9 protein-coding genes, 1 pseudogene and 1 riboswitch are annotated in these 8,684 nt (G+C 51.8%); of the genes and pseudogenes, 6 read left to right on the forward strand and 4 right to left on the reverse strand.

Translation table 11 applies throughout. From position 1 onward, the window contains the following. Nucleotides 1–28: 28 nt before the first annotated feature. A riboswitch (TPP riboswitch) is annotated at nt 29–183 on the reverse strand. Nucleotides 184–305: 122 nt separating this feature from the next. Further along, complete coding sequence (gene rsd, locus H0248_RS19825; protein ID WP_180787207.1) at nt 306–767, reverse strand: sigma D regulator; 462 nt, start codon at nt 765–767, stop codon at nt 306–308. A 108-nt stretch (nt 768–875) separates the two neighbouring features. Here rsd and nudC point away from each other — a divergent pair, with 108 nt between their 5' ends. From nudC to H0248_RS19855, 6 genes and pseudogenes are all read left to right on the forward strand, one after another. Next, the gene (gene nudC / locus H0248_RS19830) at nt 876–1,658 is read left to right on the forward strand and encodes an NAD(+) diphosphatase (RefSeq protein WP_180787208.1); all 783 of its coding nucleotides are present in this window, start codon (nt 876–878) and stop codon (nt 1,656–1,658) included. A gap of 148 nt (nt 1,659–1,806) precedes the next feature. After that, nucleotides 1,807–2,871, forward strand: a complete 1,065-nt coding sequence (gene hemE / locus H0248_RS19835; RefSeq protein WP_180787209.1) for a uroporphyrinogen decarboxylase — start codon at nt 1,807–1,809, stop codon at nt 2,869–2,871. Nucleotides 2,872–2,889: 18 nt separating this feature from the next. Continuing rightward, a pseudogene (gene nfi, locus H0248_RS19840) lies at nt 2,890–3,576 on the forward strand (deoxyribonuclease V). A gap of 77 nt (nt 3,577–3,653) precedes the next feature. Then, nucleotides 3,654–4,244: a YjaG family protein gene (locus H0248_RS19845; protein ID WP_180787210.1), complete on the forward strand. Its 591-nt coding sequence runs from the start codon at nt 3,654–3,656 to the stop codon at nt 4,242–4,244. A gap of 204 nt (nt 4,245–4,448) precedes the next feature. Next, complete coding sequence (hupA, locus tag H0248_RS19850) at nt 4,449–4,721, forward strand: nucleoid-associated protein HU-alpha (RefSeq protein ID WP_005970302.1); 273 nt, start codon at nt 4,449–4,451, stop codon at nt 4,719–4,721. Nucleotides 4,722–4,725: 4 nt separating this feature from the next. Further along, on the forward strand, nt 4,726–5,412 hold the full coding sequence (locus H0248_RS19855; protein WP_180787211.1) for a DUF1481 domain-containing protein: 687 nt from the start codon (nt 4,726–4,728) through the stop codon (nt 5,410–5,412). A gap of 60 nt (nt 5,413–5,472) precedes the next feature. Here H0248_RS19855 and purD read toward each other — a convergent pair whose 3' ends face one another. From purD to H0248_RS21950, 3 genes are all read right to left on the reverse strand, one after another. Continuing rightward, the gene (gene purD, locus H0248_RS19860; protein ID WP_120358364.1) at nt 5,473–6,759 is read right to left on the reverse strand and encodes a phosphoribosylamine--glycine ligase; all 1,287 of its coding nucleotides are present in this window, start codon (nt 6,757–6,759) and stop codon (nt 5,473–5,475) included. Nucleotides 6,760–6,776: 17 nt separating this feature from the next. Continuing rightward, entirely contained in the window at nt 6,777–8,366 is a 1,590-nt protein-coding gene (gene purH / locus H0248_RS19865) for a bifunctional phosphoribosylaminoimidazolecarboxamide formyltransferase/IMP cyclohydrolase (RefSeq protein WP_180787212.1), read from the reverse strand. A 94-nt stretch (nt 8,367–8,460) separates the two neighbouring features. Then, the coding region (locus H0248_RS21950; RefSeq protein WP_219609308.1) for a hypothetical protein at nt 8,461–8,684 on the reverse strand (224 nt) is incomplete at its 5' end.

The raw sequence follows: 8,684 nt of genomic DNA on the forward strand, positions 1-8,684 counted from the left end.
TAGGAATACGCAGCCTTGGGCTCAATAGAGGTGCATTACTCTTGTTCCCTTCGCAGGTATTAACCCGATCAGGTTCCGCGGATCCCGAATTAACGGTCTCAGCCTGTGCGCTCGTAAGTTTCGTCATAACGATTGATTTCGTAAAACAAAACACGAGCACGCTAGGCACTCCGACAAGATATGCCCGTCTCTTAAACGGGCCAATAAAACCCCTACACTGTATGTCGGCAAAACGCGGATGTCAAAGCGTGCCGCTTTTGCTTTTACAATGTGTGATGATGTCCTGAAATAACGTCAAATGGCGGCTATTTGTCGTAAATCTGCTGAATCATTCTGTCTTCTAACGTAAAACGTTCTTCCAGCGCTTCTCCGACGTGGGAAAGTGCCTTCTGGAATTCGAGGCAGTTATCATGGTCGATGGCTGCCGCCAGATGGCTATCGTAAAACGCCATAATTTGCTGCGTGTTATTTTGCAGGGCGAGGGCGAGCTGGGTGGAAAGCGCTAATACTTTTTCGCTGTGCGTTGCCGCTTCATGCAGCATTTTTTCGTATAAATGAAAGTGGCCGGTAGAAAGATAGTCCACCAGATTCTGGCAAAAATTATCCAATGCCTCTTCATCCAGAAGAGAAAGCATTTCCTTATTCGGCTTGATGCCAACCAAATGATAGTAAGCCACCAGAAGCTGCTTACGCGCTTGTAGCCATTGGTCGATTAACGCATTATTGCCACCAACGTATTCAGTTAGACTTTGTAGCTGGTTTAGCATTGTTGACTCCGTGAACGGTAAGAAATAACTGAAATCCCAGTTATAAAACTTATGTAATCACTCTGAATGTAAAATGCCAGTGAAGTGGCAGTGGAGCAATAAAAAGATATGGAACAGACGCTAAAAGGTGACGAAACCGGCTGGTGGGTGGTTAGCGACGCGGTACAAATCTGGCTCCCTCAGGGAGAATTGCCGCGCGGAACTGCTACCGCGTGGTCGTTGCAGGGGAAAACGGCTCGTCAAATCGGTGAATGGCAAGGACTGCCTGTCTGGCTGGTCTGTCAGGGGCGGGATTCCGATATGGCATCGGTTCGCCAGTTGCTCGATCAGGACGTAGGCTTATTCCAACTGGCGGGGCGAGGCGTACAGCTGGCTGAATTCTACCGCTCTCATCATTTTTGCGGTTATTGCGGCCATGAAATGGTGCGGAGTAAAACGGAGCTGGCGTGTTTATGTCACCACTGCAAAGAGCGCTATTATCCGCAGATCGCGCCTTGCATCATCGTCGCGATTCGTCGTGGCGAGGAAATTTTGCTGGCACAACACAATCGGCATCGCGGAAACATGTACACCGTGCTGGCCGGGTTTGTCGAAGTGGGCGAAACGCTGGAGCAGACGGTCGTGCGTGAGGTGATGGAAGAGAGCCAAATTCAGATAAAAAACCTGCGCTATGTGAGTTCGCAGCCTTGGCCATTTCCTCATTCACTGATGATGGCGTTTATGGCCGAGTATGCGGGCGGTGAAATCAAGCATGACCCGAAAGAGCTGCGTGACGCGGGCTGGTTCCGCTATGACCAACTCCCGCAGTTGCCTCCGCCCGGCACCGTGGCGCGTCGGCTTATCGAAGATACGGTGGTACTGTGCCGCACTTATCACGAGAACGAAAGCTGACGTGGTAGTATTGACGTCATGAATGGCTCGCGTACACCGTGCACCTGCGTCATAGCGTATTCGCTTCATAAAGCGTTCGCCTTATAACGCATCCGTTTCATCACATCTATCCGGTGTAGAACCGCCGTGAGGTTGAAAGGAAAAGAACATGACTGATCTGAAAAACGATCGCTATTTGCGGGCGTTATTACGCCAACCTGTTGATGTCACCCCAGTGTGGATGATGCGTCAGGCGGGGCGTTATCTGCCGGAATATAAGGCAACGCGCGCGCAAGCGGGTGATTTTATGTCGCTGTGTAAAAACGCAGAGCTGGCTTGTGAAGTCACGTTACAACCTTTACGGCGCTATGCGCTGGATGCGGCGATCCTGTTCTCCGATATTCTTACTATCCCTGATGCCATGGGCTTAGGACTTTATTTTGAAGCAGGGGAAGGTCCGCGCTTTCAGTCTCCGATCGCGTCTCATGCCGATGTGGTTAACCTACCGGTTCCCGATCCAGAGCAGGAACTCGGTTATGTGATGAACGCGGTGCGGACGATCCGTAAAAATCTCGCCGGGGAAGTGCCGCTGATTGGTTTCTCGGGCAGCCCGTGGACGCTGGCGACCTATATGGTTGAAGGTGGTAGCAGCAAAGCGTTTACCGTCATCAAGAAAATGATGTTCGCCGAGCCTAAAACGCTACACCTGTTGCTGGATAAGCTAGCTGATAGCGTCATTCTCTATCTCAACGCGCAGATTCGTGCGGGTGCGCAGGCGGTGATGGTATTCGATACCTGGGGCGGCGCGCTGAGCGGGCGTGACTACAAAGAATTCTCCCTGCATTACATGCATAAGATCGTTGACGGATTGCAGCGTGAGAGCGAAGGCCGCCGTGTGCCAGTGACGCTTTTCACCAAAGGTGGAGGCCAGTGGCTGGAAGCAATGGCGGAAACAGGCTGCGACGCGCTGGGGCTGGACTGGACGAGTGATATCGCCGACGCACGCCGTCGCGTAGGCGATAAAGTGGCGCTACAGGGAAATATGGATCCGTCGATGTTGTATGCCGATCCGGCACGGATCGAGCAGGAGGTGGCATCGATCCTGGCCGGATTTGGACAAGGCAATGGCCATGTTTTCAATCTGGGTCATGGCATTCATCAGGATGTGCCACCGGAGCATGCGGGCGTGTTTGTTGAGGCCGTCCATCGGTTGTCTCGCCCTTATCACGCATGATTCACAGGAGGTGATGTGATTGATACACAACGGCTGCGGGCTGAACAGTTGGCCCGCGCTTCTGATGTGATTCGGCACGACGATTTACCTTTTGAGCAGCCCACGTTTATCGCGGGTGCGGATGTTGGCTTTGAGCAAGAAGGCTCAGTAACCCGCGCTGCGATTGCGGTAATGCGCTATCCTTCGTTGGAACTGATAGAATACAAGATTGCGCGTATCAGCACGACAATGCCTTATATCCTCGGTTTTCTTTCGTTTCGTGAATGCCCTGGGCTACTCGCCGCGTGGGCGTTGCTTGAACAGAAACCGGACCTGCTGTTTGTCGACGGGCATGGGATTTCCCACCCGCGTCGTCTCGGCGTTGCCAGCCATTTTGGTCTGCTAGTTGATGTTCCGACGATTGGCGTGGCGAAAAGTCGACTTTGTGGCCGATTTGAGCCATTGGCGGAGAGCGTTGGTAGCCAGCAGCCTTAACTGGATAAAGGCGAGCAGATTGGTTGGGTATGGCGTAGCAAAGCACGCTGTAATCCATTGTTTGTGGCGACGGGGCATCGAGTTAGTCAGGATAGTGCATTGCACTGGGTACAATCTTGTATGCGCGGCTACCGTTTACCGGAACCGACTCGTTGGGCTGATGCTGTTGCATCAAATCGTCCCGCATTTGTGCGTTGGCAACGGCAGCAAACCGCTAACGTATTGTCGTAAAACTTTAGGAATTCAGGCATAGGGCGTTATTGTGATTTCAGGTACACTGCCGTCCGTCGCCGTTAATGAGCATAAAAATGTTACGTAACCCCATTCATTTACGTCTAGAAAAGCTGGCGAGCTGGCAACATGTCACTTTCATGGCATGTCTTTGTGAACGTATGTATCCAAATTATCACGAGTTTTGTCGTCAAACAGAATTCGGCGACGCGATGGTTTACCGTCGCATTCTCGATCTGGTATGGGAAACACTGGTTGTCAAAGATGCGAAGGTTAATTTCGATAGCCAGTTGGAAAAGCTGGAAGAAGCGGTTCCCGCTGCAGAAGATTACGATCTTTACGGCGTTTACCCAGCTATTGATGCCTGTATCGCACTGGGTGAGCTGATTCATTCACGTCTAAGCGGTGAAACGCTGGAACATGCGATAGCGATTAGCGAAACGTCTATCCGCACGGTTGCCATGCTGGAAATGACGCACGCAGGCAAAGAAATGACCGACGATGAGCTCAAGGTTTTGCCTGCAATTGAAGAAGAATGGGACATCCAATGGGAGATTTTTCGCCTGTTGGCGGCCTGCGAAGAACGCGATATTGAGCTGATCAAAGGGCTCCGTTCCGATCTGCGCGAGGCTGGCAGTAGTAACATCGGGATAAATTTGCATCAATAACGCGATAAAACGTGATTTAAGGCCTGAAATGGCCTGTCTTAAGGCTTCACATTCGCACCCTGTCTGGTCTACATTTGGGGGGCGTAAAAAAAGTGGCTGTCGGTGCGTGTATGCAGGAGAGTGCTGTTACACCCTGAAACGGGAAAGGGCATATCCGTCGCACTCGATGCTTAGCAAGCGATAAACACACTGTAAGGATAACTTATGAATAAGACTCAACTGATTGATGTAATTGCGGACAAAGCTGATCTGTCAAAAGCACAGGCTAAAGCAGCTCTGGAATCAACTTTGGCGGCAATTACCGAGTCTCTGAAAGAAGGTGATGCAGTACAATTAGTTGGTTTTGGTACGTTTAAAGTGAACCATCGTAATGAGCGCACTGGCCGCAACCCACAAACCGGTAAAGAAATCAAAATCGCTGCTGCCAATGTGCCAGCATTTGTTTCTGGCAAGGCTCTGAAAGACGCTGTTAAATAAGCCCATGCCGGTTAAAAGTTTAAGCAGAGGGGCGCTTTCGCCCCTTTTGCTTTTACGACGTTTGTGTGGCGCAGGCCTCGTGCTTATAGCCGTGGTAGCTTGTAGTAGCCGCACCGCGCCGCCGGACGTTTTCGCCAGCGGCTACGTTGCCGATCGTGGTGTTGTGCGTTTGTGGCGTAAGGATGATGCGCAGAATACGACGGCGCTGACTACCGTATACAACCCGCTTCAAGGCAATGCTCTGGTGGTGACGCGCTATACGTTCCAGCAGGATAAGCTACGCGAGATACAGCGTAACCAGCTTGGGGCGCAACAAGAAGATATGCGTTTGCGCTTTGCAGAAGATGGAACCGTCAGCTTTATGCAGCGGCAGCTTGCCGAAAGACGTGAATCGGTTTCTGATGATGAAATCGCGCTCTACCAGTTTGATGCGAAGCGCATGCTGGAATTGAGCGATGTATTGCGTGTAGGCAAGGTGAGGCTAAAGCAGGGGAAATGGCGGGAAGGGCAGGTGCAGTCTTGTGACGGTACGGTGGTTCGCCCTGATTTTGACAATGACTCGCGTGAATGGATCGCGCAGCAAAAAGCGCATGCAACGCGCCCGCTAAACGTCGCGTGGCTGGAAGCGCCAGAAGGGACGCAGTTATTGCTGGTGGTGGAGGATGACGTCTGCCAGTGGGAACCTAAGTAGCCATTAGCTATAAAAAAACCCGGATTTCTCCGGGCTTCAGTATTATCAGACAATCGTTTATCAGGCTTGCTCGCGCTCAATAGCACGGTAGCCGATGTCTTTTCGACAGAAGACCCCTTGCCACTGAATACCCGCCGCTATTTCATAAGCACGTTGTTGCGCTTCAGCCACGGTATTGCCCAATGCAGTGACGCACAGTACACGGCCACCGTTGGTGACGACATCAATACCGTTTAACTTGGTGCCAGCATGGAAAACTTTGCCATCTTCGGCGTCCTGCTGCGGTAAACCGGAAATCACATCGCCTGTATTGTAGTCAGCCGGATAGCCGCCTGCAGCCAATACCACACCCAGAGACGGACGTTCATCCCAGACGGAATCTTTCTGATCCAGCGTGCCGTCGCAGGCTGCCAGACATAGCTCCACCAGATCGGAACGCAGACGCAGCATAATTGGCTGTGTTTCTGGATCGCCAAAGCGGCAGTTGAATTCGATCACTTTTGGCTGACCATCGGCAGAAATCATCAGGCCGGCATATAGGAAACCGACGTAGGTATTTCCCTCTGCGGCCATGCCGTTGACGGTCGGCCAAATGACCTGATCCATCACGCGCTGGTGGATTTCATCGGTCACGACCGGAGCTGGCGAATAAGCGCCCATACCACCGGTATTCGGGCCCGTATCTTTATCCCCAACACGCTTATGGTCCTGACTAGTTGCCATCGGCAAGACATTCTTGCCATCTACCATAACGATGAAGCTGGCTTCTTCGCCATCAAGGAACTCTTCCACCACGATACGGTGTCCGGCATCGCCGAATGCATTCCCCGCCAGCATATCCTGAATAGCGTTTTCTGCTTCCTGCAACGTCATGGCGACAATCACGCCTTTACCAGCGGCTAGTCCGTCGGCCTTGATGACGATCGGTGCGCCTTTGCTGCGTACATAGGCCAGCGCGGGTTCAACTTCGGTGAAGTTCTGGTATTCCGCTGATGGGATATTGTGGCGTGCCAGAAAATCTTTAGTAAAGGCTTTAGAGCCTTCTAACTGTGCAGCGCCCTGCGTTGGGCCAAAGATTTTTAGCCCCGCGCTCTGAAATGCATCCACAACACCGATAACTAGCGGTGTTTCCGGGCCAACGATGGTCAAATCGATGTGGTTTTCCTGCGCAAAAGCGACTAACGCTGGAATATCAGTGGCGGCGATATCGACGTTGGTCAGCGCTGGTTCAAGCGCGGTCCCCGCATTTCCTGGAGCAACATAAACACGTTTCGCCAGCGGTGACTGCGAGGCTTTCCAGGCTAGCGCGTGCTCGCGTCCGCCATTACCAATTACTAAAATGTTCATTTCGGTCAGCTCCAGAATTAATGGCGGAAATGGCGCATGTCGGTAAAGATCATCGCAATGCCGTGTTCGTTGGCGGCAGCAATGACTTCATCATCACGAATCGACCCGCCCGGTTGGATCACGCAGGTAATGCCAACGGCCGCAGCGGCATCAATACCATCACGGAATGGGAAGAACGCATCAGACGCCATAGCGGAACCTTTTACTTCCAGACCTTCATCGCTTGCTTTGATACCGGCGATTTTCGCTGAGTAAACGCGGCTCATCTGGCCGGCACCTATCCCGATGGTCATGTTGTCGCGTGCGTACACAATCGCATTGGATTTAACGAACTTAGCCACTTTCCAGCAGAAAAGGGCGTCACGTAATTCCTGCTCGCTCGGCTGGCGCTCAGTGACGACACGCAATTGCGAGGCATCGACCATGCCCAGATCGCGGTCCTGTACCAGCAAACCTCCGTTGACGCGTTTGAAGTCCAGCCCAGGAACGCGTTGTTGCCAACTGCCGCTGGTCAAGACACGTACGTTTTGTTTGGCTGCGGTTACCTTCAATGCGGCATCACTGGCAGATGGGGCAATAATCACTTCGACAAACTGGCGGCTAATGATGGCCTGCGCCGTCTCTTCATCCAACTCGCGGTTGAAAGCGATAATACCGCCGAATGCCGATGTTGGGTCGGTTTTATAGGCGCGCTCATAAGCATCAAGAATTGAGTCGCCAATTGCTACGCCGCACGGATTCGCATGCTTAACGATAACGCAGGCCGGCTCGGCAAATTCTTTCACACATTCCAGCGCCGCATCGGTGTCGGCAATGTTGTTATAAGACAGCGCTTTGCCTTGTAACTGTGTCGAGGTGGCGACAGAGGCCTCGTGAATATTCTCTTCTATATAGAAGGCAGCTTGCTGATGGCTGTTCTCGCCATAGCGCATGTCCTGCTTTTTGATGTAGTTCAGGTTTAACGTGCGCGGGAAGTTGCCTGATGGTTTATCGGTTTCACCGTGGTAAGGCGGAACCAGTGCACCAAAGTAGTTGGCAATCATACTGTCGTAAGCGGCAGTGTGCTCGAAGGCTTTAATGGCTAAATCGAAACGGGTTTCGTAGGTCAGCGAACCTTCGTTGGCGTCGATTTCATTAATGATGGCGCTGTAGTCGCTGCTCTTGACCACGATAGCCACATCTTTATGGTTCTTGGCGGCGGAGCGAACCATCGTCGGCCCACCGATATCGATATTCTCAACCGCATCTTCTAATGTGCAGTTCTCACGAGCGACGGTCTGGGCAAACGGATACAGATTCACAACCACGATATCAATCGGTTTGATGTCGTGCTGCGCCATGATTGCATCATCTTGATCGCGTCGTCCCAGGATGCCGCCGTGTACTTTCGGGTGTAGGGTCTTTACACGCCCATCCATCATTTCCGGGAAGCCGGTGTAGTCAGAGACTTCAGTCACCGCTAAGCCAGCATCGGCCAGTAAACGGGCGGTTCCACCAGTTGAAAGGAGCTCGACGCCACGGTGGGACAGAGCTTGAGCAAATTCGACAATACCTGCTTTGTCAGAAACGCTGAGCAGAGCGCGGCGAATTGGACGGCGTTGTTGCATGATGATGTTATCCCCTGGATTTGGGTAGTCAGTAAAGAACGGTATGTGAATATCGTCTTTGTCAGAGCAATAATTGCGGAATAAAGAGAAATATTCAGTTAGCGTTCGCAGAAACACGACGATTTTGAACGGGATGAATTGTAGCGAAAACGTTTGCGCGATGCTCGTCAATTTTTGAGTAGAATGCTTTCTGTGGATAAGTTTGTGCAAAAATAGGTATAAGGCGGGGTTTTGCTGTGGAATGCAGCAAACAGTCATTTTTCTTTAAAATACCTATTGCGGCAGGTCGAGAAGTCCCTATAATGCGCCTCCATCGAC

It is taken from the genome of Pectobacterium brasiliense (genome assembly GCF_013449685.1).
Taxonomy (GTDB): domain Bacteria; phylum Pseudomonadota; class Gammaproteobacteria; order Enterobacterales; family Enterobacteriaceae; genus Pectobacterium; species Pectobacterium brasiliense_A.